The organism is Vagococcus entomophilus (assembly GCF_003987595.1).
In the GTDB taxonomy this organism is placed as follows: Bacteria; Bacillota; Bacilli; order Lactobacillales; family Vagococcaceae; genus Vagococcus_E; species Vagococcus_E entomophilus.
Genome location: NZ_NGJZ01000001.1, coordinates 375,654 through 400,451 on the forward strand (window position 1 = coordinate 375,654; position 24,798 = coordinate 400,451).

Genomic DNA, 24,798 nt, shown 5'->3' on the forward strand with positions numbered 1-24,798 from the left:
TCTGAATAGCTAATGCACTACCATTTCTACCCTTCAGTAGTAATAAATTCAACCAAAGCATTTGACGACATCTGATGATTAAGGGCCACGAGTAATTTGATTCGTGCTTTTTGACTGTTTAGTCCTGTACAAAACATTACACCTAAGTCAATCAGTTGTTTCCCCCCGCCTTCATAACCGTATACTCCTTCGGCAATTCCGTTAAAGCAACGAGAAACTAAAACGATTGGCACTTTTTTGTCTAAAAGCTTTTGTATTGCAGGTAAAGTTTTAGGGGGAAGATTTCCGGCTCCTAATGCTTCAATTACTAGTCCATCTAGCTGTGCTTCTGAAAGAATCGTTAGTAAGGTCTCTTCCATCCCAGCATAGGCTTTAACAATTGGAATGGTACCTGTTACAGATTGAATAGCTAGTTGTGAAGTTTGTGTCAGTTCTTGAAAAAACAAGATTTTACTTTTTGTAATCAATCCGATAGGACCAAAAGTTGGAGTTCTGAACGTAGCAACATTGGTGGTATGAGTCTTTGTAACATAGCGAGCAGTATGAATCTCATCATTCATAACGACCAAAACACCTTTTCCTTTACTTTGTTTAGCAGAGGCCACACGAATAGCAGACTGAAAATTATAGAGACCATCCGAGCCAATTTCATTACTGGAACGCATTGCTCCAGTCAAAACAATTGGCATAAGTTGTCCAATCGTGATATCTAAAAAATAAGCTGTTTCTTCTAAGGTATCTGTACCATGGGTAATCACCACTCCATAGACACCCTCAGTATGCGCTTTTTGTATGCGTTCTTTTAGGTGCAGCATGTGAGTAGGCGTAATATGAGGAGAGGGAACATTCAAGAAATCCTCTATGATAAGTTCAGTACCCGATTCCAAAGTAAGAGAAGAGGTAAGAAGTGGATTCTGAGGATCGGTCACGACACTTCCTGATTCAGGATCTTCGTGCATGGCAATGGTACCACCTGTATGCAAAATTAGAACTTTCTTCATTGGACACCAACTTTCTGTATTATAATTCTTATTTATGATACTATTTTTATTAAGAGAGTACAATCAGAAAATACGTAACAAACTACAAGATAGTCAGGGAAAGGGATGAGGGAATTGATTCGTATAGGGCTCACAACTTGGTCAGAACATACAGACTTAAGTAATGGGAAAAAACCGACATTGGCTGAATACGCCTCAAAATTTCCTTTGGTAGAGGTAGATACTCTTTTTTATGGGATTCCAAGGAAAACTACGGTTGCTTCATGGATAGAAGCAGTTCCACCAAGTTTTCGGTTTATTTTAAAAGTGCCAAAAGCAATGACTTTGCATGAGGAATGGCAAAAAAACTATGAGAGTGAAAAAGATCTCTATCTACAATTTTTTGAATCAGTTGCTCCTCTTATCTCAAAAAATCAGTTGTATGCTTTTTTGTTTCAGTTTCCACCATATTTTTCTTGTACAAAAGAAAACATTCTTCATCTAAAAAAGATTCGAAAAATCTTTAAAGAACTACCAATTGCTATTGAGTTTCGCAATGCGGCATGGTTTTCCGATCCAATGCAAGCTAAAATGATTCGATTTATGCAGGAAAATCAATTTATCTTAACGATTGTCGATAGTCCGCAACTCCCAACAAATGCCATTCCTTTTTTACCACTTGCAACTCATAGTTCAAAAGTATTGATTCGTTGTCATGGCAGAAACATTCAAGGCTGGCTTGAAAAAGGGGAAGATTGGCGCCAAAAAAGAACATTATATGATTATAACGAAAAAGAATTAGAAGAACTTGCAGAGCATGCGTCACAATTAGAAAGTAAGCAATTAGAGGTAGCAATTATTTTTAATAATAATTCTGGTGGAGATGCGTATCGGAATGCAACTTCTTTAAAAAATAGATTAAACATTCAATATGCGGATCTGAATCCTGAACAAATTGATTTGTTTTAAAGAGAAGAGGAGAAACATGATAAAGGCAGTTTTTTTTGATGTTGATGGGACACTATTAACAAATCAGTCACAGATTTTACCTAGTACAAAACAAGCAATCAAGCAACTACAAAAACAAGGAATTCTGTGTGGTATTGCTACGGGGAGAGGGCCAAGTCAATTAAAAAATCGGTTAGACAACGTCACATTTGATCTATTTGTGACCTATAATGGACAATTGGCTTATAACGAGACGACGACCTTTGTTTCAAAACCATTTTCCCAAGAGATTGTTCACGCTATCGCTAAGTATTCGATTAAGGAAAAGAAACAAACCGTCTTTGGGTTTTCAGATGAATTAAAAGGCAGTTATTATATGACCCAAGGAGAAAAAGGATGGTTGAAAAAAATTTCGAACCTATTTCCCAAGAATATTTCTGCTTCTTTTCTTAAAAAAGTATTGCGGCTTTTAGGTAGTGGAGGACAAGGTACGTATAAAAAGCTCTTGCATACGACTGAACCAGTTTATCAGTGTATGATGGTGAGTGATATTCGTGAACAATCTGCGCTGAGTACAAGTTTTCCTGATTGTGATTTTACTCGATCAAGTAGTTATTTAGTCGACATCCTACCAAAAAATGGTGCAAAGGAAAAAGGCATACAGGCTGTGTGTGCTGCTTACGGCATAACTCAAGAAGAAATTATGGTTTTTGGAGATAGCTGGAATGATATTGGGATGTTAAGCTATGCAGGAATTGGGGTAGCAATGGGGAATGCGTTAACGGAAGTCAAAAAAAGCGCCAACTATGTGACGAGCGATAACAATCACGATGGAATTATGAACGCTTTACACTATTATCAGTTACTTAATTAAAAGGAGAGAAATAATGGATCATTTTTATGAAAAAGTTCAAGAATTCCACAATGAATTTCATCCAAGTGAACACTCAAAACCAACTGCATTCAATCTAGTAGAAGCAAAACATCGTGCTGAATTTAAAATTGAAGAAATAGTAGAATTTATTTATGCATCATCTGAAAATGACTCGCAGCTTTTTGCACAAAATATTGCCTATCTAAAAGGGAGTATAGATAAGGCTGTAAATAAAATTCAACAAAAACAAAAAAAAGTTAAGGATCCATTAGTAGAACAGGTCGATGCTTTGACAGATTTACTTTATTTGACGTATGGTTCATTTGTTTTAATGGGAGTCGACCCAACTGAAATCTTTCACATTGTCCATCAAGCAAATATGGGGAAGAAATTTCCAGATGGACTGGCTCATTTTGACCCAATAACACATAAAATACTAAAACCTGCACATTGGGAAGCAATGTTTGCTCCTGAAAATAAAATCAAAAAAGCGCTGGACAAACAAAAAAATAAATAACAAATTTTTATTTTAATACAATATTGTATTAAAAGCGCTTGGAAAATGCCTCTTTTTAGAACAATTTTTTCTAAAACGGATAAATATTGCTAATCTTGTTCCTTTTCTAGTATTTTTTTGTTATTTTGTTACTATAAAAAAATTGGCCTATTCTATTTAATTGGATGTGAAAATTTATGAATAAAGAATTAGTAGAGGTTGGGGAAGAATATCTCTGCCAAGCAGTTGGGTTAAATGAAGAAGCGGTTGGAAAAGTAACACATAAAATGGAAAACTGCGTGGTCATTGCAATTGAAAGTTGTGCAACATGTGATGCAGATACGGTAGAAGAAAAAATAAAAATGGTTGTAGCCAAATACGAACACCTAGTTAAAGTTTAAGTAAAGAAGTAACAAAAACCCCTCTCAAAATAACTTGAGAAGGGGTTTTTGTCTTATTTTTTTTGTTCAAATTTAGTCGCAATATATTCATTGGAAGCGATAGCTAACATTTCGAGCCAACTACTAAAGTCTGTCTGTTTTATGATATAGGCATCAAGTGATTTTTCATCAATTTTTTCAAAATCTTCATTCGTTTTTGCTTTGAATCCACCTTTTTCAAAGAAAGAATAAATATCAGAAAAAGAAGTGTGTTCTTTCATGAATGCATTTGTGAATAAATCAGTAAAATCTACAGAAGCATTGGCGTCTACTTCAATAGAAGTAGTTTTGATATCTTTTGTCATAATTGTTTTAAACCTCAATGTATTTAGTATTTTATCACTCGTTAAAGTAGGCATGGTAAAGAGCTTTGATTGCGTCTATTTCATCCTCTTTTTTTATTCCAAAGATAATGCTCACCTCTGAAGAGCCTTGATTAATCATTTCCAAGTTAATTCCAGCCTTAGCCAAAGCGCAAGTACCTTTTGCCGCAATTCCAACGCGACTTTTCATTCCCTCACCTACTACAACAATCATTGATAGACCATGTCTTACTTTTACTTCGTCAAGACATAATTCTTTCTTTAAACGCTCCAGTAGGATTTGCTCAAGCTCAGATGTAATTTGACTTTCTCTCAGCACAATTGAAATATCATCAATTCCAGAAGGCATATGCTCATAATTCAAATTTAAACTTTCAAAGATAGCTAAAACATGACGACCAAAACCCACTTCGCGGTTCATCAAATATTTGCTAATATAAATACTTGAAAATCCAGCATCTCCAGCAATTCCAATGACGGATTCATGAGGATTAGTCGCTCTTGAAGCTACGATGTTGGTTCCAGGAGCACTAGGGTTATTGGTATTCTTGATGACAACTGGAATATTTGCTTTAAATGCAGGGATTAATGCTTCATCATGAAAAACACCAAAGCCAGCGTAACTAAGCTCACGCATCTCTCTAAAAGTCAAAACATCAATTTTTTTAGGCTCGTCAATAATTCCGGGATGCGCTGCATAAATCGCATCAACATCCGTAAAGTTTTCGTATAATTCAGCATGAACTCCTGCGGCAATAATGGAACCAGTTATATCAGAGCCACCTCTTGAAAACGTACAGATATCTCCTTTTTTTGTATAACCAAAGAAACCAGGAATCACGAGTGTTCCCTCTATATGATGCAAGTTGGATAACTGCTCGTAAGCTTCATCTAGTACATTGGCGCAGCCAGGCTCGTCACTAACAAGTAAGCCTGCTTGTTTAGGATTCACATACGTTGCAGGCAAGCCATTAGAGCTAAAATAAGCCGCAACTAATTTGGCGTTATTATCTTCACCACTCGCTTTAAACGTATCTAATACACGATGCGGATGCGTTTTATCCAAGTGGCAAAGTTTTTTGATGGAATCTGAAATTTTGGTTAAGACAGAAGAATCTAAGTGAAGTTCTTGCACCATATCTGCATATCGATTGATAATTTTTTCTTGATACTTGTTTACCTCTTTATTTGCGAGGTAAGCTTCTGCGTATTGAATAAGCATATCCGTTACTTTTTCATCATCGGTGCTACGTTTACCTGGAGCAGAAACGACGACAAATTTTCGTTTATCATCAGATTTTACAATATCCAAAACTTTTTTTAATTGTGTGGCGGAAGCTAAAGAACTGCCACCAAATTTTATAACCTTCACTTATATTCACTCCTATTATGTGAGTTTCTCGAGTTATTTATCACTATTTAGAATACAAAAATTCTGCTATAAAATCAATTAAAATCCATAAATTTCTCTGTTATTTCTTTTTTTTAAAGGAAAACATAACATATTTGTGTCATGAGAAAAGTATTTCCTTGACCATTCATATAGAAGTTGCTAGCATAAATAGGAATAGAAAGGTTGCGATAGAATGAAAAAAATAGAAGCCGTTATATTTGATATGGACGGGGTTTTAGTGGACAGCGAAGAGTTCTACCAAGAACGTCGTAGCGAATTTTTAGTTTCTCAAGGTCTAACTGTTAGGAAAATTCCGATGAATCAGTTGATTGGTTTAACCTTTAAAAAAATATTCCCAAAATTAGTAGAGAATTCAGAGCAATTTTCTGAAAAGAAAGTAGCTGAATTAGAAGAGGCATACAAAGAATTTAAAAAGCAAAATATTATCCCATATGAAACGCTATTAAATCCTGAGGTAAAAGAAGTTGTGAAAAAGCTAAAGGCTGCACATGTCAAAGTCGCTATTGCTTCTTCTTCAACTAAAATTGCAATCGATAAAATGGTAGCACAATGTGAGTTAGAAGACGAGTTTGATCTTCTTGTTAGTGGACAAGACTTTAAAGAAACCAAACCTAATCCAGAAATTTATACGTATACCGTTCAGGCTTTAGGGGTAATGCCTGAAAACTGTGTGGTGATTGAGGACTCAGAAGCAGGAATCGCTGCTGCAGTAAATGCCCAGTTGGAAGTTTGGGCTTTAGTGGACAGTCGTTACCAGATGAATCAAGAAAAAGCTAATCAAAAAATTTATTCCTTAAAAGAAGTATTAAAAGTATTAACTAAATAAATTTATTGCATGATTTTTTTAATTTTATAGTGATAGAACCTTTTTGCTGTGCTATAATCAACTTTAGATGTCTTCATATAATATGGAGAACGGAAAAGCAATAGTGAATATAAATATAACGAAAACATAGTCTTCCTATTTAAGTGTAGGATTATAGCGAAATAGACGGAGGAATCTTCATGAAATCAAACACAATGTTATTTATTTTTGTCTCGATTATAGTAGTAGCAGCCATTCTCTATTTAGTTGCCTTTTTAATGAAAAGAAAAAATGATGAACGGCTAAAAAAATTAGAAGAAAGAAAAATCGCACTGTTTGATTTACCTGTAATTGAAGAGGTAGATGAAGTAAAAAAAATGCATTTGGTTGGTCAAAGTCAAAATACTTTTAGAGAGTGGAATCAAAAATGGTCAGACATTTCAACAACATCCTTTGCAGAATTAGAAAGTCGAATTTTTGAAGCAGAAAGTTTAAATGACACGTTTAGATTTTTAAAAGTAAAACAAGCTGTAGATGAAGCTTACGAAACCATGGAAGAAATGGAACGAGAAGTTGATCAAGTCAGAGCAGGGCTAAAAGAACTGAGAGAAAGTGAAAAAACAAACTCTCTCGATGTTCAAAAGGCACTTGATGCCTATGAAGAAATCGCAAAAGACGTACATGATAACGGTGAAAAATATGGACCTGCTTTGAAAGAACTAGAAAAACGTGTTGATAAGATTGAAACGGAGTTCACCCAATTTGTTGCGCTTAATACGTCAGGAGATCCGATGGAGGCTCGTTCTGTTTTAACAGAGGCAGAAGAGAAAACTTATGAGTTAAAAGCTACTTTAGAAAAAGTACCACCTTTGTACAAAGATTTGAACGAGGTGTTCCCAGAGCAAATAAAAGAAATTGATGAAGGATATGCCAAATTAAAAGCAGAAAATTATCAATTTAGTAACAATTTTGTCGGGGAAGAACTGGCTAAAGTGAAAAAACTACAAAGTAGTACGCTAAAAGAGTTAGAAAAATGTGAAATTTCAATTGTGGAAGAGAATAATCTTGAAATTGATAAAAAAATTGATCGTTTATACAGCGAAATGGAAAAAGAAATGGATGCGAAAACATACGTTTCTAAAAATCAAAGTAAGATAAATGATTATCTAAGACATGTACAAAGAAATAACCGTCAATTGATTATTGAACTAGATCATACTTCCCAAAGTTATACATTAAACCATAATGAACTTGGAACGTCTAGGACCTTCCAAACACAAATTGAAGAAATCCAAAAACAAAATCTTGAAGTTGAAGAAAAATTGACCGATCAAACTGCTGTCTTTTCAGAAGTGAAAAGTTTTTATGAGGAAATGTTCCAGTACCTAGGGGACATAGAAAATGAACAAATCGTGATTGACCAATCCATTCAAAAGTTAAGAACGGATGAAAAACACGCACTGGCAAAAGTAGATGAATTTGAGTTTAAACTACGGACAATGAAACGATACATTGAAAAATACCGGTTGCCAGGGATTCCAGCCGACTATTTAGAATTTTTCTTTGTGGCGACTGATCGCGTAGAAGAACTATCGCAAGAGTTGAACAAATTGAGAATCGACATGGACCATATCAATGATCTTGTGGGATTCTGCCAAGACGATATTCAATTACTCGAACAAAAGACCAATGAGCTTGTAGATAGTGCTGCTCTTACAGAACAAATGCTTCAGTATGCTAATCGTTTTAAGCATACACATCCAGCGATTCAAGGAGCAATGGATCGTACATTAGAACTGTTTGATAAAGAATATCGCTATCAAGACGCTCTGGAAGAAATTCGTGCTGCTTTAGAGCTGACTGAGCCAGGCGCACCAAAGCGAATTGAATCATTCTACTATCACAATCGCGAAATTTTATAAGAAAAAGTTTTGAGCTGTTAAGCTCAAAACTTTTTTTTATAAATCAAAAGCGAAAACATAGCTGAATATAATTTAAATCACTAGCACAAACACTCGACATGGACCGACTGAAAAGATTCTTGTAACGCGTTTCTACTTCAAAATAGAGGGGAATAATTTTTTTTGAGAGACAAGTAAAATAACAAAGAGTATCCTTTTTAGGGTCAAAATTAGCGGGAAGGCTTTAAGTCTTTTCTTTGGTAGATATTATTTTTTTCTAATCTAGGCATTTCAATTAGATATTCACGCAAAAAAAGAATGAATAATGCGGTTGTTTGGTATATAATGTTAAAGTTAGATTATGAAGAGAAGAGTGAAATAAATGATTTATTTTGACAATAGTGCAACAACTCAAATCGAGCCAAGTGTACTAGACACATATATGAGAACAAGCCAACGAATCTTTGGCAATCCCTCTAGCTTGCACTTGGTAGGCGGCCAAGCATATCGTTTGTTGGAACAATCAAGAAAGCAAGTCGCGAGCTTATTAAATGTTTCCGTCAATGAAATATTTTTTACAAGTGGCGGAACAGAAGGCGATAATTGGGTGATAAAAGGCACCGCAATTGAAAAAGCTCCATTTGGCAAGGAAATTATTCTCTCTGCTATTGAGCACCCTGCTGTAAGTGAGTCGGCGAAGCAACTAGAACGTCTAGGGTTTGTAGTAAAGTTTTTACCCGTAGACAATCGGGGCTTTGTGAAAGTAGAAGCATTGAAAAACTTGATTACGAGTCAAACAATCCTTGTTTCTGTTATGGCAATTAACAATGAAATTGGTACGATTCAACCTATTCAAGCAATTAGTGAGGTTCTGGAGGCATTTCCGAAAATTCATTTTCATGTGGATGCGGTGCAAGCGATTGGAAAAATTCCAATTACAAGCTGGCTGACTCCAAGAGTTGATTTTGCGGTTTTTTCTGCACATAAGTTCCATGGACCAAAAGGAGTAGGAATTGTTTATTCAAAAGAAGGAAAGAAACTAGCCCCTCTTTTAAATGGTGGAGGTCAAGAGCGTGGATTACGCAATGGAACTGAAAATGTTCCTGGAATTGTTGCTACGGCAAAAGCCTTGAGAATGTTACAAGAAGATCAAGCTAAAAAAAATGCACATCAACGAAATATTAAACAATTTTTACTAGACTCATTAAGAAAGTTTGAAAAAGTGACAGTTTTTTCCGAAGCTTGTGAGCAAAAATATGCGCCACATATTTTATGTTTTTCGTTAAAAGGTGTCAGAGGTGAGGTCCTTGTCCATGCCTTTGAAAAAAAAGAAGTCTTTATTTCAACAACAAGTGCATGCTCGAGTAAGAAAGGATTGACACCTGGTACACTACAAGCAATGGCTGTAAGTCCGTCTATCGCAACTGGTGCCGTGCGCCTAAGCCTTTGTGAAAAAAACACTATGGTGGAAGCAGAGCAGTTTATGATTATCTTTCAACAACTATACCAAAAATTTTCAAAAATCAACTAACTATTGAAAGGAACTACCATGCAATATACAGAAATTATGGTTCGCTATGGCGAACTATCTACGAAAGGGAAAAACAGAAAGATTTTTATCAATCAATTGGTGATGAATGTAAAAAAAGCCTTACATCAATTTCCAAATGTTAGGATCCACGGTGAACGTGATCGAATGCACCTCCTTTTAAACGGAGAAGATAGTACGAAGGTCATGGAGTGCTTGCGTCCTATTTTTGGAATTCAAAATTTTTCTCCATCAATTAAAGTAGAAAAATCACTGGATCAAATTGAGGATACAGCGCTACAGTTAATGGATGAAATCGACACAGCAGGAAAAAGTTTTAAGGTAGAAGCTAAAAGAGCGGACCACACATTTGAGCTGGATACGAATGATTTGAACCGTGAACTTGGTGCACGTATCGTGAAAGCATTTCCTAAAATCAAGGTGCAAATGGTCCGGCCTGATATCAAATTACGAGTTGAAGTTCGCAACGAAGGAGCCTTTTTATCTTGTTTGACCATTAAAGGAGCTGGTGGCTTGCCAGTTGGTTCGAGTGGAAAAGGGATGTTGATGTTATCAGGCGGAATTGATTCTCCAGTTGCAGGCTATATGGCGATGAAGCGTGGAGTGAAAATCGAAGCGGTGCATTTTGCCAGTCCTCCTTATACGAGTGAACAAGCATTAGCTAAAGCCAAAGATTTGACGGTTAAATTGGCTCCTTATGTAGGCGAAATCAAGTTTTTGGAAGTTCCATTTACAGAAATACAAGAAGAAATAAAGCAGCACGTGCCACCAAGTTATTTAATGACAGTGACAAGAAGAATGATGTTGCGCATTACGGATGCTATCCGCTTAAAAAGGAAGGGGCTAGCAATCATTAATGGGGAATCACTAGGGCAAGTTGCTTCGCAGACTTTGCAGAGTATGATAGCGATTAATGATGTCACCAATACACCGATTATTCGTCCAGTAGTAGCATTAGATAAAAATGAAATTATTGATCTCGCAATAAAAATCGATACGTTTGAATTGGCTATTCAACCATTTGAAGATTGTTGTACTATTTTTGCCCCACCACAACCTAAAACAAAGCCTAAGCTAGAGAAGGCTATAGAATATGAGAATAGACTTGATGTTGCAGGATTAATTGAAAGAGCACTAGAAAGAATTGAGATAACAGAGATTCACGCAGGCGAAAGCTATTTAGAAAATCAGGAAGATGAGTTTTCCGACTTTTTGTAAAAGTATTTTTTGGTTAATAATGATTGGGCTAAAACAAGCAAGATATTCATTTGTTTCCCACTGAGAAGCTGTTGAAGCAAGCTATTTAAGGCTTGCTTCGACTTATTTTCATATACAATCGATTGTCAATATCAGTACTAAATGTTATAATAATATGTGAAAAAGATAACAAGTGGGTGATAAAATGCAAGAAAATTCAGAAATTAAGGGACTACCCAGAGCTACTGCTAAGAGAATTCCAATTTATTATCGTTATTTAAAAATCTTAGAAGAATCAAAAATAGAAAGAATTAAGTCAAAAGAATTTAGCCAAATGATTCAAGTACCAGCAGCGACTATTCGTCGTGACTTCTCCCACCTAGGTGAACTTGGACGAAGTGGATATGGCTATAGTGTAGCGTATTTATTAGAAGTTTTTGGAAATATTTTACACACAAAAATTGAAAGAAGAATCGCTTTAGTCGGGGTGGGCAATCTTGGAAAGGCGCTACTTAAAAATAATTTTAGAAGAAATGAAAACCTAAAAATAACCTGTGCGTTTGATGTATCCTCAGCTGAAATAGGTCAAAAAATTAATGGCATTTCAGTGTTTTCAATGAACGATTTAAAAAGAATCATTCAGGAAAAGAGCATTACCACGGCTATTACCACGGTACCAAGTGAATATGCTCAAGAGGTAGTAGAAAAATTAGTAGAATCGGGAATAACCGCTATTTTAAATTTTGCACCTAATCGAGTGAAAGTTCCTGAAAGTGTCAAAGTCCAATACATTGATTTGACGACTGAATTACAAACTTTAATTTATTTTGATGAGAATTTTCCGACTGCTAATAAGTTTCGTTTTTCAAAATAGTGCGATAAGGCAATTATTTTGTTTTTTTATCCCCAATCTCTTATAATCATAAGAGAAAGAGGTGGCCGAGTATGGAAATTACAATCAAAGGAACGATGGCAGAAGTTGAAGGAGTTCAACCTAAAGTAGGAGAGAAAGCACCAGATTTTTCCTTAGTTAATTTAAAAAAACAAATAATCAATTTATCTGATTTGACAGATAAGCCAGTATTAATCAGTGTTGTGCCAGATATTGATACGCGTGTTTGTGCTTTACAGACAAAACGTTTCAATCAAGAGGCTGGAAATATTAAAGAAGTGCATTTCCTGACGATTTCGAATAATACAGCAGAAGAACAAGCAAATTGGTGTGCGGCTGAGGGAGTCGATATGGAGTTGTTACATGATACCGAACTTAACTTTGCAAAGGCGTACGGGCTCTATATCCCAAGTGCTAAACACTTAGCACGTTCTATTTTTGTGGTAGACAAAAATGGTGTAATTGTATATGAAGAAATTGTACCAGAAATGGCACAGGAGCCAGATTATGGCAAAGCACTAGACGTTGTTACAAACTTATAAGTTGTGTTTGACGTCTTTTGTTTTTTCTTGTAGAATAAGGGTTAGACGCAGAACAAGAGGAGTAACACAGGTACCAATTTAAAGAAAGAAAATCAGATGCTGAAAGATTTTTAATTGGAAGTGTGCGAAGGTAGCTTGGGAGTTGCTTTTTTGAATGAATGTAGAAAAAGCCGATTCGTGATCGTTATTTCACGCTAGAGAGGTAGTAAACGCACTACAAATTAGGTGGTACCGCGAATGAGTCGATTCGTCCTAAAATACAATACGTATTTTAGGACTTTTTTTTTATTTTAAAAGAAAGAAGGCAGTAAGATGACAGAAGGAAAAAATTTGCCAACAAAGTATCAACCACAAGAAGTAGAAAAAGGAAGATATGAAAAATGGTTAGAAGAAGATGTTTTTCGTCCGAGTGGAAATAAACAGGCAGAGCCCTATTCGATTGTAATCCCACCACCAAATGTCACCGGAAAGCTTCATCTAGGACATGCTTGGGATACAACCCTTCAAGATATGATTATTCGGCAAAAACGCATGCAAGGATTCGACACACTTTGGCTTCCAGGAATGGATCACGCAGGAATTGCTACTCAAGCTAAGGTAGAAGAAAAGCTTGCACAAGAAGGAATCTCTCGCTATGACTTAGGGAGAGAAAAATTTGTAGAACAAGTATGGGATTGGAAAGAAGAGTATGCTAGCCACATTCGCGAACAGTGGGCAAAAATGGGTCTATCCCTCGATTACTCAAGAGAAAGATTCACTTTAGATGACGGACTTTCTGCGGCAGTTCGAAAAGTTTTCGTTGCTCTTTATAAAAAAGGTCTGATCTACCGTGGGGAATACATTATTAATTGGGATCCTAAGGCAAAAACCGCTTTATCAGATATTGAAGTCATCCATAAAGAAGTTCAAGGAAACGAACATTACTTTAAGTATCTATTTGCAGATGGAAGCGGTGAGTATCTAACAATTATGACAACTCGTCCGGAGACCATGTTTGGAGACGGGGCAATTGCGGTTCATCCAGATGATGCGCGTTACAAAGACGTTGTTGGAAAAGAAGTGATTGTTCCTTTAACTGGAGTAAAAATTCCTGTTATTGCCGATGAGTATGTAGATATTGAAAAAGGTTCTGGTTGTGTAAAGATTACCCCAGCACATGATCCTAACGACTTTGAGGTAGGCTTGAGACATCAAATTCCTCAAGATATTATTATGGATTTAGAAGGAAAGATGGCAGATGTTGAGCGTGTTCCACTTCAATACCGTGGAATGGATCGATTTGATGCTCGGAAACAATTTGTCAAGGATGCGAAAGATGCTGGTTTACTAATTGAAATCAAGCCAATTGTGCACCCAGTTGGGCACTCAGAACGTACAGGAGTTGTAGTAGAACCACGTCTATCAAGTCAGTGGTTTGTTAAGATGCAACCACTTGCTGAAAAAGCCATTCAAAATCAAGCAACTGAAGAGGCTGTAGAATTTTTCCCACCTCGCTTTAATCAAACCTTTATTCGTTGGATGGAAAATGTCCATGATTGGGTTATTTCTCGACAACTGTGGTGGGGACATCAAATTCCAGCATGGTATCATAATGAGACTGGTGAAGTATATGTTGGGGAAGAAGCACCTGAGGATTTAGAAAATTGGACACAAGATAGTGATGTGTTGGATACTTGGTTTAGCTCTGCTTTATGGCCGTTTTCAACAATGGGTTGGCCAGATGAAGAAGCGGCCGATTATAAACGTTATTTTCCAACCAACACTTTAGTGACAGGTTATGATATTATTTTCTTCTGGGTTAGTCGGATGATTTTCCAAAGCTTAGAGTTTACAGAAAAAAAACCCTTTAGCAATGTACTAATGCATGGTTTGATTCGTGATGAGCAAGGACGGAAAATGAGCAAATCATTGGGTAATGGAATTGATCCAATGGAAGTTATTGAAAAATACGGAGCTGATGCGCTTCGCTGGTTCTTATCAAATGGCTCTGCTCCAGGGCAAGACGTTCGTTTTAGTTATGAAAAAATGGATGCATCGTGGAACTTTATCAATAAAATTTGGAATGCTAGTCGCTATGTAATCATGAATACAGAAGAGCTAACTTATGAAGATATCCAACTTGAAGGGACAAAGAATGTAGCGGATCAGTGGATCTTAACTCGATTAAATGAAACGATTGAACAAGTCACGGATTTATTTGATCATTTTGAATTTGGCGAAGCGGGTCGCAAATTGTACAACTTTATTTGGGATGATTTTTGCGATTGGTACATTGAGATGAGTAAAGAAGTATTGTACGGGGAAGATGTAACAGCGAAGAAAATGACACAAAGCATCCTTGTTTTTGTACTCGATCAGATCTTACGTTTATTACACCCAATTATGCCATTTGTAACAGAAGAAATCTGGGAAAAAATCCCTCATGAGGGTCGTTCACTAGTTGTAGCGAAGTACCCAGAAGTTCGACCAGAGTTAAATGATAAATTGGCAGCAGAAGGAATGGAAGTCTTAAAAGAAGTGATTCGTGCTGTTCGAAACATTCGTTCTGAGGTAAATACGCCACTTTCCAAAGCAGTTACCTTATTAATTAAGACGACTGATGCAAAGATTGAACAATTTTTACTTGAAAATAAACAATATATTGAGCGCTTTTGTAATCCAGAAAAATTGGAAATTGCCCAAACTGTTTCAGCTCCAGAAAGTGCGATGAGTGCGGTCATTACGGGGGCAGAAATTTACTTGCCGCTTGAAGGTTTAATTGATATTAAAGCAGAGGTTGCGCGTCTAGAAAAAGAGTTGGTAAAATGGGACAATGAAGTGAAGCGTGTGCAAGGAAAATTGAACAATGAAAGATTTGTTTCGAAAGCGCCCGAGGCAGTTGTTGCGGCTGAAAAAGAAAAAGAAAAAGATTATTTAGAAAAACAAATTGCTGTGGCAGAACGAATTGCCACACTTAAAAATATGTAAAGTTCAAACAGTTCGTAAAAAATTATTGAAATAAAATATGAGGAGCGATGTAGTTTGAAGACTTATGAAGAAACTTTATCGTGGATTCACAGTCGTAAAAAATTTGGTTCAAGACCTGGTTTGATAAGAGTAAATGCGCTTTTATCAAAGCTAGGTAATCCTCAGAATAAAGTAAAGTCGGTGCATATTTCTGGGACCAACGGAAAAGGCTCGACGGTTACATTTTTACGCTGTTTATTAGAAAAACAAGCTTTACAAGTGGGAACGTTTACCTCACCATATGTGGAGATATTTAATGAAAGAATTAGTATTAATGGTGTACCTATTTCAAATGATGATTTGATTTTTTGGAGCAATAAAATCAGACCCTTAGTAGCTGAAGTTGACAGCCAAGAAGAAACGAATGGTATCACTGAATTTGAAATTTTGACGGCATTAATGTTTGATTATTTTGCTGAAAAAAAAGTAGATATCATGATTATCGAAGTCGGAATCGGCGGACTTCTTGACTCAACGAATGTTATTACACCAATTATTTCTGGGATTGTGACCGTTGGATTTGATCATATGGATATTTTAGGCAATAGCTTGGCAAAAATTGCGTACCAAAAAGCTGGGATTATCAAAGAAAAAGTGCCAGTTGTAGTTGGTGATGTGGACGATGAAGCAAGGGAAGTAATTGTAAAAGAGGCTTCTAAAAAAAATAGTCCAGTCTATATACAACATCAAGCGTTTGAGTCCCAACATGTGCAAACATTAAGTACATGGGGTGAACGTTTTTCTTTCAAAAATGAGGTATGGCCAAAAGAGACGTATCAAATCCCAATGCTTGGACAACATCAGGTTGACAATGCTTCTGTTGCGCTCCAACTCTTTTGCATCATCAGTCAGGTACTCCAACTCCATTCTTCTAAAAAAGAACGTCAAGAAGCATTGAATCAAGCTTTTTGGCCAGGAAGAATGGAAAAAATATCAGAAGAACCATTGATTATTCTAGATGGTGCTCATAATGAACCAGCGATAAAATGCTTGGTAAGTAATCTAAAAAAAGAGTTTAAAGGACAAAAAGTAAATACCATTTTTGCTGGATTAAAAACAAAAAATTTAAACAATATGCTATCAGAGCTTACCACTGTTCCCGATATACATGTCGTTCTTTCAACATTTGACTATCCAAATGCAGCAGATCAAAGTAATTATGAAGCGTTGCCTCTGGAAAAGAATTTTGTGTATTATCAAGACTGGCGCCAGGCGCTACATGATTTTTTACAGCAGGAGTCCGGTGAAGAAATTATTTTGATAACAGGTTCTCTTTATTTTATTTCAGAAGTGAAAAAAGAGATTCGTGAGCTTCAAAAAGCACACGAGGAGTAAGAATTAAACTTTCTAGCTAACTTAACGATTGCGTTAAGTTAGCTAGAAAGTTTTTTTGTAGTAAAACACTGAATCTGCGTATTTAAAGATAGTCTTTAGAAAGAAAGTGGGGATGATTGTGCAGGAAAAACTGTTGATGAAGTTTTGTAACCAAGTACCAAAGTCAATTCGACCAAGAGAAAGATTAAGATTGTATGGAGTAAAAGCACTATCAAACCAAGAATTACTATCAGTATTGCTTCGCACCGGTTCAAAAAAAGAGCATGTGATGGAGGTAGCGTTGCATCTTTTAAATCAATTTGAGAACTTACATGAATTAAAAGAGGCGACAGTAGAGGAACTTCAAAAAATCAATGGAATTGGTGAAATCAAAGCGTTAGAAATCAAAGCAGCTATTGAGCTTGGATGCCGAATTGCTGGCTCAAATCAATTAAAACTTGGGAAGGTAAGTTCGAGTAAGCAGATCGCTAGATCAATGATGTACGAATTAAAAGACCTCAAGCAAGAACATTTAATTGCCCTATATCTGAATGTAAAAAATGAATTATTAAAAAAAGAGACGATTTTTATTGGATCGCTTAATCAAACAATTGCACATCCAAGAGAGATTTTTAAAGGGGCGGTGAGATGTTCTGCTGCTCAAATTATTCTAGTTCATAACCATCCGTCTGGAAATCCTACGCCGTCAACCAATGACATCTTATTTACTAGAAGGATCTTTAGTTGTGGTAGGATGATGGGGATTGAGCTTTTGGATCACCTTATTGTGGGGACAAAATCGTATATCAGCCTCAAAGAAAGTGGGGAGTGTGAAGAATAAATAGGAGAAAAACTTGCAATTTTTTTATAAATACGTTAATATGTAAGTGTAATTTTTGTTCGGTCGCATCATAGAAGTTGTTTTATCTATCAATCAAGACACCTCTATCGTACCAGTAGCAAGTATTACAATAATCATATGTGCGTTAGGCACGAGGAGGAAATGTATAATGGCTCAAGGAACAGTTAAATGGTTTAATGCTGAAAAAGGATTTGGATTTATTCAACAAGAAGATGGTGGAGATGTATTTGTACATTTTTCAGCAATCCAAGGTGAAGGATTCAAATCATTAGAAGAAGGACAATCTGTTACTTTTGATATTGAAGAAACAGACCGCGGACCTCAAGCAGCAAACGTTGAAAAAAACTAATTTGATTATAAAATTATCACTCGCATCTTTTTAGATGCGAGTTTTTTGTTCAGTACTTTTTCACGTTTTACGATTTGTTGATAGTGTTTGTAAAGGATACTAAAGCGATTGTGATTAGACTTGTTCCAAGGTTTATTTTTCCCGCAAAAGTGTAAAAAAATTGTGTGTGTCATCACCCAGTCGATATCCTTTTCACCATTACTAAGAAGATAGTAAGTCTGATAGGAGCGAGTATCATAGTTATAAATCGTATCGTCAATAGATAGAACTCTTTTACCATATAAACTATTCAAAATATCTTGATCAGGTAAAATTAATTCTAATTTATGTTTGCGCACATAAGTGAAAATATCCTGCTCATTTATTTCTTGGCGCTGTTGTTTCAAATTCATCAATAAAACACCAGAGTTGAAATAGCCCTTCGTATCATAAGAATTGAGGCGTAATTTATTTACTTGATCAGTTAACTTTGTGATTTTTGTATGACTAGCAGCGGCAAATAAGTAAGTGGATAGATTCGTGTGATAGAACTCGTAGAAAGAATTAATCACAAGAATATCGGGGTCTAAATAGAGCACTTTATCGACATCTTTTGGGAGCATTTTATAAGCGAGAAGACGATAATACATTGCCTGAGTATAGTGTTTAACGACAGGGGCCTCAGCAAACAAATGAGCTTCGGCTTGGATTGGGAAAAGAGTGGCATGATGATTTGTACAAAACTGACGCAATTCTCTTAAATCACGTTCTTCAAGGTGATCATAAATTAGGTAAATAGTCATGGTTTCCGAATCATCATTGATAAATAATGATTGGAGCATTACATACAGTGGCTGTAGATAATTTTTATCAATGGTTACTAAAATATTCATCAGAAGCTCCTTTAATTTTTTTAGTATAAAGAAAAATAGGACTTGGAACCGTTGGTTCAAGCCCTATTTTTATCTAAAGTTGTTATTATTATATTGAAGGCTCCATCACCATAGGTAGAATCATTGGATGACGCTCCGTTTTTTCGATTAAGAATGGTTGAAGCGTGTCTATAATGGTTGTATTCAGCAATTGCTCGTCGCAGTCTGGGTTTTTTAATGCTTTACGAATGGCGTGGAACAAGATCCGTTGTCCTTCACTAATTAATTCACCAGATTCGCGCATATAGATAAATCCTCTAGAAAGAATGTCTGGTCCAGCCAAAATTTCTTTTTTCTTATAATTAACTGTGACAACTGCAAGTACGAGTCCTTCCTCAGAAAGAATGCGCCGATCTCGTAAAACCACATTGCCGATATCTCCAATTCCATTTCCATCTACATATACATCGCCAGCGTTGAAGTGTCCCGCTAGTCGTGCGCTGTCAGCAGTCAAGGCAAGAACATCCCCATTCCCCATAATAAATGAGTTTTCTTTGGGCACACCTACAGCATGAGCTAACTGCGAGTGGATTTTTAACATCCGATACTCACCATGAACTGGAACAAAATATTTAGGCTTCATTAAACGTAACATCAATTTTTGCTCTACTTGACCGCCATGACCAGAAGTATGGATATTGTTGACTTTCCCATGAATAACTTCTGCACCAGCTTCTGAAAGTAGGTTGATGAGACGATTGACACTTGTGGTGTTCCCAGGAATTGGTGAACTAGAAAAAATCACAGTATCTCCTGGCTGAATAGAAATTTGACGGTGTGTACCATTTGCGATTCGGCTTAAAGCAGCCATTGGTTCACCTTGAGAGCCTGTACACAAAATCATCATTTCGTTTGCAGGGATGCGATTAATATCACGTGCATCAACAAACGTGTCATCTGGAACATCGATATAGCCGAGTCTACGACCATTAATCATCGCGTTTTCCATACTGCGACCAAATACTGCAATTTTGCGCCCCGTTTTAACAGCAGCCATCGCTGTTTGTTGCAATCTAAAAATATTTGACGCAAAGGTAGCGAATATAATCCGACCCTCTACTTTTTCAACAATTTTAGCAATAGACTCTCCAATGACACCTTCTGACTTGGTAAACTCAGGGATTTCTGCATTTGTACTGTCTGATAAGAGACAAAGAACGCCTTCCTCACCAATTTTTGCCATCTTGTGTAAGTTGGCCGGCTCACCAACAGGAGTAAAGTCAAATTTAAAGTCACCGGTACAAACGATATTTCCAGAAGGGGTCTTGATAACAACACCTAGTGCGTCTGGAATACTATGAGTTGTTCTGAAAAAGCTAACCGCTGTTTTCCGGAACTTAATAATCGTATCTTCATGAATTTCATGCATTTCTGCTTCACGCAGTAATCCATGTTCTTCCAATTTGTTTGTAATTAACGCTAACGCTAATGGACCAGCATAAATCGGAATATTTGCTTGCTTTAATAGAAACGGAATCCCGCCAATATGGTCTTCGTGACCATGGGTGATGATGAGCGCTTTGACTTTGTGCAAGTTTTGGATGATATAACTATAATCAGGAATAACATAATCTATCCCAAGTAAGTCATCTTCAGGGAATTTAATCCCAGCATCTACAATGATAATTTCGTCTTGAAATTGGACCCCATAAGTATTCTTTCCAATTTCTCCAAGACCACCGATAGCAAAAACACCTGTTTCGTTGTTTTTTATCGAAAGTTTCATGTTAGTTAAACTCCGTCAGCACAAAATCTGCATGTTCTTTTTCATATTCAAGATGGTTTCCGACTAATTCTTGAACATGTTCAATATTAAATGGGGTATTGTCTTCCACTTTGATACGTGCTTGTACAGCATCATCCGCTTCAACATATAAAGAAAGGGTTTGTTCTCTTTTTGGATTTCTTTCTTTTGTTTTTTGGTAATATACTTTAAAAATCATAAAATCATTCTCCTTTATAATTATACTATTTATGATAATAGTATTGAGTGCTTGTTCATTTTGAGCACAACAAAACAGGGGAAGAAAGCATCCCAGCAGCAATAAACCATCATAACTAATATTTGTTGATGATGAAATGAAACCTCGTCTTTGTTTCATTTGTCGTAGTATACTCATTCACTGTGCGTGTATCATTTCGCTGTGTCCAAATAATTACTTCTATTTTACCATATTTTTTTTCATAAGTATAGAATAGTCTACTTATTAGTCTTACTTCTTTTGTTTTTTTAAGCCTCGTTATTGAGTGAGAAAAGTTTAAAAAAATACTAAGATTAAAAGATGTTTTTTTAAAAGTTTACGATATATTTTTTCTGTGCTATATTTGGAAGAGTAAGCATAAGGAGGGATAATTTGTGAAGTTGATGTTGCACTACTTGATGAAGCACAAAAAATTACTTTTAGGAAACTTTATTTGTGTATTTGGCTTCATCATTATTGAATTAGGATTGCCAACTTTGTTAGCAGCGATGCTAGATAAAGGAATCTTGAACAATGATTTTGGCTATATAAAAAAGATGGGACTATGGATGATTCTAATTACCGTTATCGGGGTTAGTTTGAACGTGCTGCTTGTTTATTTTGGTCAAAAAATCACGACAAAGGTTATTATGGAAATCCGCGATGATATGTACGAAAATATACAAACGTTTTCACATAATGAATATGATCAGATTGGGGTCTCTTCTTTAATTACAAGGACAACAAATGATGCGTATCAAGTGATGATTTTTATAGGAATGATACTAAAGACCGGCTTATTGACGCCATTGATGTTTATCGTCAGTCTATTCTTAGTATTGAAAACCAGTCCAGGATTGTCTTTATTTGTTTTTTTTGCGATTCCAATCCTACTTTTAGGTGTACTATTGATTAGTAAATATTCTGACCCATTGTCCAAGCGTCAACAGAAAAATCTAGATGGTATCAATAGGATACTTAGAGAAAATTTATCAGGATTACGTGTGATAAGAGCTTTTGTGAATGAAAAATTTGAAGAAAAAAGATTTGAAAAAGTGAATGAGAATTATGCAGATAGCTCAAAAAAACTATTCAAATTAATGGCGCTTGCTCAGCCGGCATTTTTCTTTCTTTTTAACATCATTATGGCATTAATCATCTGGTTTGGTGCGGTACAAATTAATAATGGTAGTCTTCAAATTGGGAATTTAATTGCGTTTATTGAATACATCTTCCATGCTTTATTCTCATTCATGTTATTTGCCTCTGTTTTTATGATGTATCCTCGTGCCTCTGTTTCAGCACAAAGAATTCAAGAGGTTTTAGAACTTAAGACCTCTATTAAAGAAAAAGAATCAGCTGTGACAAAGACAACGTTAAAAGGTTATGTTGAATTTCAAAATGTTTCGTTTGCTTATCCAGGACAAGAAGACACTCCTACAATCGAAAATGTTAGTTTTAAAGCAAGTCCAGGGGAAACCGTTGCGATCATCGGGAGCACAGGGTGTGGAAAAACCTCAATGGTACAGCTAATCCCTCGTTTTTATGATGTAAACCAAGGGAAAATTTTGGTTGATGGTGTGGATATCCGTGATTACAAATTAGAGTCATTGAGAAAAAAAATTGGCTATGTGCCTCAAAAAGCCTTACTTTTTACTGGAACAATAGCAGAAAATTTGCGCTACGGAAAAAAAGAAGCGACTGAGTCTGATTTAGAAGAAGCAATAGAAATTGCACAAGCAAAAGAATTTGTTGATTCCAAGTCTTTGAGATTTGAGGAAAGGCTATCAGAAGGTGGAAGTAATTTTTCAGGTGGACAAAAACAACGTCTTGCGATTGCTCGTGCGGTGATTCGTAAACCAGAGATTTATATATTTGACGACAGCTTTTCAGCGCTTGATTATCAGACGGATTTTAAACTACGTCAAAGACTAAAAAAAGAAACGAAAGAATCTACTACTCTGATTGTGGCACAACGCGTTGGAACGATTATGCACGCTGATAAAATTTTGGTTTTAAATGAGGGTAAAATTATAGGAATGGGGACACACAAAGAGTTACTTCAAAATTGCTCAGTCTACTATGATATTGCCAAGTCGCAATTGTCTGAGGAGGAGTTAGCATGAAAAACCTAAAAGTCACAGGGAAAAGAATTTGGAGATACTTAAGGCAACACAAGTTGATGTTCTTTTCAGCTCTATTTTTTACAGTGGTAGCCACGGTTTGCAATGCGCTAATTCCACTTGTGACGGGTTTACCCATTACAGAAGTAACAAAGAATATTAAGATGCACCAACCAGTTAATTTTGATTACATTTTGAAAATACTTGTTCTAATCCTACTGATAGGGTTTGGCTACTGTGTTGCGCAATTTTTGGCGAACTATTTGATGACCAATGTTGTGCAAACCTCAATGCGAAATTTGCGTCGCGATATTGAAGAGAAGATCAACCGATTACCAGTTGCTTATTTTGATCGCCATCAGCAAGGAGATGTGTTGTCAAGAGTGACCAACGACGTGGACGCTATCAGCAATGCCTTGCAGCAAAGTTTTATTGCCATTTTAAATTCTTTGCTGGGCATTGGACTAGCGGTTGGAATGATGTTTTATATCAATGTCAAAATGGCGGTTATTTCGCTGATTATGATTCCACTCTCTTTTTATATTTCTCGTACGATCGTCAAAATATCGCAGAAATATTTTAAAGAACAGCAAAATTCTCTTGGCGAACTTAATTCGTATGTACAAGAAAATATGACGGGTTTTAGTGTGCTAAAAGCCTTTGGCCAAGAAAAAGAATCAATGGAAGACTTTAAAAAAATCAGTCATAGGCTGTCTAATTTCGGTTTTAAATCCGCTGTGATCTCCGGACTTATGATGCCGCTTGTTCAATTGACTGCATATGCAACCTATATTGGAATGTCTGTTTTAGGTTCATTCTTTATTTTGCAAGGTGTCTTATCTGTTGGAAACTTACAGGCCTTTATCCAATATATTTGGCAAATCAGTCAACCAATGGGCCAAATCACCCAGTTATCTGCTGTTTTACAAAGTGCTTTTGCCGCTACATCTCGTGTATTTGAGTTTTTAGATGAGCCAGAAGAAACAGAAATGAAGACACTTGTTCAACTGCCTGATAAAATAGAGGGCAAAGTAAGTTTTGAGAATGTGTCCTTTGCGTATTCGCAAGACAAACCGCTTATCCAAAATTTGAATTTTGAGGTTCAGCCAGGTCAAACCGTAGCAATTGTGGGACCAACTGGTGCTGGAAAAACGACCCTCATTAATTTACTCATGCGCTTTTATGATGTCAGCCAAGGTGCCATCAAGGTGGATAACATTGCAACAACCTCCATCAGTAAAGCGGATGTCCGGTCTTTATTTGGCATGGTTTTACAAGATGCTTGGGTTTACAATGATACGATTACTGAAAATATTCGTTTTGGCCGTCTAGATGCGACCACACAAGAAGTCATGGCCGTGGCGCGTCATGCGAGCCTAGATCATTTTATTCGTCATCTGCCTGGTGGGTATGAAATGGTGATCAACGAAGAGGCTTCTAATCTTTCGCTTGGACAAAAACAGTTGCTTACTATTGCCAGAGCAATGATTGCGGATCCTAAAATTTTGATTTTAGATGAAGCAACAAGTTCAGTGGATACACGTCTAGAAGCTTTAATCCAAGAAGCAATGAACAAGATGATGCAAGGGCGAACAAGTTTTGTGATTGCACACCGCTTGTCTACGATTCGTGAGGCAGATTTAATTTTAGTCATGGAAAATGGAAAAATTATTGAACAAGGAACGCATGAATCATTGCTAAAACAAAAAGGGTTTTACGAAACTCTATATAAGAGTCAATTCCAAGAAGAATAGAGTAATGCTTGTGGCAACAAATGAAAAAGAACTCGAATAGAAGCACATTTGCTATAAAGTACTTTTTCTTTCGATTGTTGATGCCAAGCTAGAGAGTGTGTGAAGATGGAAATCATCCTCTTCATACACTTTTTTATTTGATAATAAAAAGAGACAG

The 24,798-nt window shown here is 36.2% G+C and carries 22 protein-coding genes and 1 other annotated feature; of the genes, 16 read left to right on the plus strand and 6 right to left on the minus strand.

Features of this window, described 5'->3' with window-relative positions:
- Positions 1-26: 26 nt before the first annotated feature.
- Positions 27-1,001, minus strand: coding sequence for an asparaginase (locus CBF30_RS01730; protein WP_126822143.1), 975 nt, complete (start codon positions 999-1,001; stop codon positions 27-29).
- Between the two features lie 105 nt (positions 1,002-1,106).
- Here CBF30_RS01730 and CBF30_RS01735 point away from each other — a divergent pair, with 105 nt between their 5' ends.
- The 4 genes from CBF30_RS01735 (at position 1,107) to CBF30_RS01750 (ending at position 3,699) form a co-directional block, all read left to right on the plus strand.
- Positions 1,107-1,949: a DUF72 domain-containing protein gene (locus CBF30_RS01735; RefSeq protein WP_245974987.1), complete on the plus strand. Its 843-nt coding sequence runs from the start codon at positions 1,107-1,109 to the stop codon at positions 1,947-1,949.
- Positions 1,950-1,965: 16 nt separating this feature from the next.
- On the plus strand, positions 1,966-2,802 hold the full coding sequence (locus CBF30_RS01740) for a Cof-type HAD-IIB family hydrolase (protein WP_126822147.1): 837 nt from the start codon (positions 1,966-1,968) through the stop codon (positions 2,800-2,802).
- 13 nt (positions 2,803-2,815) lie between these two features.
- Positions 2,816-3,319 (plus strand): pyrophosphohydrolase domain-containing protein, encoded by a 504-nt coding sequence (locus tag CBF30_RS01745; RefSeq protein WP_126822149.1) that lies wholly within the window; start codon positions 2,816-2,818, stop codon positions 3,317-3,319.
- A 176-nt stretch (positions 3,320-3,495) separates the two neighbouring features.
- Positions 3,496-3,699, plus strand: coding sequence for a hypothetical protein (locus CBF30_RS01750; protein WP_126822151.1), 204 nt, complete (start codon positions 3,496-3,498; stop codon positions 3,697-3,699).
- A gap of 53 nt (positions 3,700-3,752) precedes the next feature.
- Here the strand turns inward: CBF30_RS01750 and CBF30_RS01755 are convergent, their stop codons facing one another.
- Together CBF30_RS01755 and CBF30_RS01760 are read right to left on the minus strand one after the other, a co-directional pair.
- Positions 3,753-4,043, minus strand: coding sequence for a hypothetical protein (locus CBF30_RS01755; protein WP_126822153.1), 291 nt, complete (start codon positions 4,041-4,043; stop codon positions 3,753-3,755).
- 34 nt (positions 4,044-4,077) lie between these two features.
- Positions 4,078-5,433, minus strand: coding sequence for an aspartate kinase (locus tag CBF30_RS01760; RefSeq protein WP_126822155.1), 1,356 nt, complete (start codon positions 5,431-5,433; stop codon positions 4,078-4,080).
- Positions 5,434-5,647: 214 nt separating this feature from the next.
- Between CBF30_RS01760 and CBF30_RS01765 the strand changes: the two genes are divergently transcribed.
- The 10 genes from CBF30_RS01765 (at position 5,648) to CBF30_RS01810 (ending at position 17,892) form a co-directional block, all read left to right on the plus strand.
- Positions 5,648-6,301 (plus strand): HAD family hydrolase, encoded by a 654-nt coding sequence (locus tag CBF30_RS01765; protein ID WP_126822157.1) that lies wholly within the window; start codon positions 5,648-5,650, stop codon positions 6,299-6,301.
- Between the two features lie 179 nt (positions 6,302-6,480).
- The gene (locus CBF30_RS01770) at positions 6,481-8,202 is read left to right on the plus strand and encodes a septation ring formation regulator EzrA (protein WP_126822159.1); all 1,722 of its coding nucleotides are present in this window, start codon (positions 6,481-6,483) and stop codon (positions 8,200-8,202) included.
- 361 nt (positions 8,203-8,563) lie between these two features.
- Complete coding sequence (locus tag CBF30_RS01775) at positions 8,564-9,712, plus strand: cysteine desulfurase family protein (RefSeq protein WP_126822161.1); 1,149 nt, start codon at positions 8,564-8,566, stop codon at positions 9,710-9,712.
- Positions 9,713-9,730: 18 nt separating this feature from the next.
- A complete protein-coding gene (thiI, locus tag CBF30_RS01780) occupies positions 9,731-10,948 on the plus strand; it encodes a tRNA uracil 4-sulfurtransferase ThiI (RefSeq protein WP_126822163.1) in 1,218 nt (405 codons plus the stop codon).
- A 184-nt stretch (positions 10,949-11,132) separates the two neighbouring features.
- Positions 11,133-11,801, plus strand: coding sequence for a redox-sensing transcriptional repressor Rex (locus CBF30_RS01785; RefSeq protein ID WP_126822165.1), 669 nt, complete (start codon positions 11,133-11,135; stop codon positions 11,799-11,801).
- Between the two features lie 71 nt (positions 11,802-11,872).
- Positions 11,873-12,361: a thiol peroxidase gene (tpx, locus tag CBF30_RS01790; RefSeq protein WP_126822167.1), complete on the plus strand. Its 489-nt coding sequence runs from the start codon at positions 11,873-11,875 to the stop codon at positions 12,359-12,361.
- 39 nt (positions 12,362-12,400) lie between these two features.
- Positions 12,401-12,619 (plus strand) — a binding site (T-box leader).
- A 54-nt stretch (positions 12,620-12,673) separates the two neighbouring features.
- Entirely contained in the window at positions 12,674-15,328 is a 2,655-nt protein-coding gene (locus CBF30_RS01795; RefSeq protein WP_126822169.1) for a valine--tRNA ligase, read from the plus strand.
- Between the two features lie 54 nt (positions 15,329-15,382).
- Positions 15,383-16,702 carry a bifunctional folylpolyglutamate synthase/dihydrofolate synthase gene (locus tag CBF30_RS01800; protein WP_126822171.1) on the plus strand — a complete coding sequence of 440 codons (1,320 nt, stop codon included), beginning with the start codon at positions 15,383-15,385 and terminating at the stop codon, positions 16,700-16,702.
- 112 nt (positions 16,703-16,814) lie between these two features.
- Positions 16,815-17,522 carry a RadC family protein gene (gene radC / locus CBF30_RS01805; RefSeq protein ID WP_126822173.1) on the plus strand — a complete coding sequence of 236 codons (708 nt, stop codon included), beginning with the start codon at positions 16,815-16,817 and terminating at the stop codon, positions 17,520-17,522.
- Positions 17,523-17,691: 169 nt separating this feature from the next.
- Entirely contained in the window at positions 17,692-17,892 is a 201-nt protein-coding gene (locus tag CBF30_RS01810; protein WP_126822175.1) for a cold-shock protein, read from the plus strand.
- A gap of 5 nt (positions 17,893-17,897) precedes the next feature.
- Here CBF30_RS01810 and CBF30_RS01815 read toward each other — a convergent pair whose 3' ends face one another.
- The 3 genes from CBF30_RS01815 to CBF30_RS01825 form a co-directional block, all read right to left on the minus strand.
- A complete protein-coding gene (locus CBF30_RS01815) occupies positions 17,898-18,764 on the minus strand; it encodes a glycosyltransferase family 8 protein (protein ID WP_211340461.1) in 867 nt (288 codons plus the stop codon).
- Between the two features lie 88 nt (positions 18,765-18,852).
- Positions 18,853-20,529: a ribonuclease J1 gene (gene rnjA, locus CBF30_RS01820; RefSeq protein ID WP_126822177.1), complete on the minus strand. Its 1,677-nt coding sequence runs from the start codon at positions 20,527-20,529 to the stop codon at positions 18,853-18,855.
- A 1-nt stretch (position 20,530) separates the two neighbouring features.
- Positions 20,531-20,746, minus strand: a complete 216-nt coding sequence (locus CBF30_RS01825; protein WP_126822179.1) for a DNA-directed RNA polymerase subunit epsilon — start codon at positions 20,744-20,746, stop codon at positions 20,531-20,533.
- 413 nt (positions 20,747-21,159) lie between these two features.
- Between CBF30_RS01825 and CBF30_RS01830 the strand changes: the two genes are divergently transcribed.
- Both CBF30_RS01830 and CBF30_RS01835 read left to right on the plus strand, forming a co-directional pair.
- Positions 21,160-22,890 (plus strand): ABC transporter ATP-binding protein, encoded by a 1,731-nt coding sequence (locus CBF30_RS01830; RefSeq protein WP_126822181.1) that lies wholly within the window; start codon positions 21,160-21,162, stop codon positions 22,888-22,890.
- Complete coding sequence (locus CBF30_RS01835) at positions 22,887-24,641, plus strand: ABC transporter ATP-binding protein (protein WP_126822183.1); 1,755 nt, start codon at positions 22,887-22,889, stop codon at positions 24,639-24,641. The genes CBF30_RS01830 and CBF30_RS01835 overlap by 4 nt, the downstream gene beginning before the upstream one ends.
- Positions 24,642-24,798: the final 157 nt, after the last annotated feature.